The organism is Paenibacillus tyrphae (genome assembly GCF_024158745.1).
Classification (GTDB): domain Bacteria; phylum Bacillota; class Bacilli; order Paenibacillales; family NBRC-103111; genus Paenibacillus_G; species Paenibacillus_G tyrfis_A.
In genome coordinates this window covers 1-1319 of the sequence record NZ_JAMZAW010000063.1, presented here as the reverse complement: position 1 = coordinate 1319, position 1319 = coordinate 1, and the positions used below count along the sequence as shown (strand labels likewise).

At 47.8% G+C, this 1319-nt stretch carries 1 pseudogene; it reads left to right on the top strand.

Annotated features, from left to right (window positions below):
• Positions 1 to 1319 (top strand): annotated as a pseudogene (locus NI000_RS37365) (IS1182 family transposase); the annotation flags it as partial.

The following is a 1319-nucleotide window of genomic DNA, read 5'->3' as shown; positions in this document are numbered from 1 at the left end:
CGAAAATGCTCACCAAAATCATCATTTATGCCTACACACAGCGCATTTACTCCTCCCGCCAAATCGCTAAGGCTGTCCGTGAGAACATCATGTTTATGTGGATCGCGGGCAGACAACGTCCAGACTTTCGAACCATTAATCGGTTTCGCTCCGAGCGCATGAAAGAGGTGCTCGAGACCGTATTTACCGCCGTTCTTGGGCTGCTTATCGAGGAACGCTATGTGAAGCTCGAGCATTACTTTGTCGACGGTACAAAGATCGAAGCCAATGCGAATCGATACACGTTTGTTTGGGGCAAAGCCGTTGTGAAGCATAAGGCAAAGCTCCAAGAGAAAGTGCAAACCTTGTTTGCCGCCATCGAAGAGGCCGAGAAACAAGAAGAACGAGCAAATGGAAGCCGGGATCTTTACGAACTTGGTGAATCCTCGCAGATTACCAGCCAAAAGTTGGAGCTCGCTGTCAAGCAACTGGAAGAAAGACTGCAGGAAAAGCCGAAGGATAAGCCGCTGAAGAAAGCCGTACGCACACTCCAAAAAGACCTGATCCCTCGCCTTCAAAAGTATGAAATGCATGAAGAAATTTTAGGGAATCGGAATAGCTACAGTAAGACCGACAAAGACGCCACGTTCATGCGGATGAAAGAAGATCACATGCGAAACGGTCAGCTCAAGATGGGTTACAATGTGCAGATTGGCACTGAAAATCAATTCATCCTCGGCTACAGTGTGCACCAGCGGCTACCGATACACGTTGCCTGATCCCTCATCTGGAAAAGGTAAAGTCGCAGTTAGGCAAGCTGCCAGGCATCGTCATTGCCGACGCAGGATACGGTGGCGAAGAAAACTACGATTATTTGGAGCAAAACAAAATAAGCGCCATCGTTAAATACAGCACCTACCACCGTGAAAAAAGCAAAGCATGGCAAAAGGATATTAGCAAAATCGACAACTGGACCTATAACACTGAACAAGATATATGGACATGTGCGGCGGGGCAAACCCTTAGTTTTCATAGAGTGAGCAAAGAGAAAACGGAAAGTGGATACGAAATCGAGTGTCGTCATTATCGGAGTGCCGGCTGTGAAGGCTGCCCGCTGAAACCGCAGTGTACGAAAGCCCAAGGTAATCGCGAAATCAAAGTGAGTATGAAGTATCTGCGATTAAAGAATCAGGCACGTGAAAGACTCTGCAGCGAAGAAGGCTATACACTAGCGGTCAGGCGTATGACTGAACCGGAGCCTGTATTTGGGGATATCAAGAACAACCGTGGATTCAAAAGATTCCTGCTTCGAGGCTTACCCAAAGTAAGTCTGGAGGTCG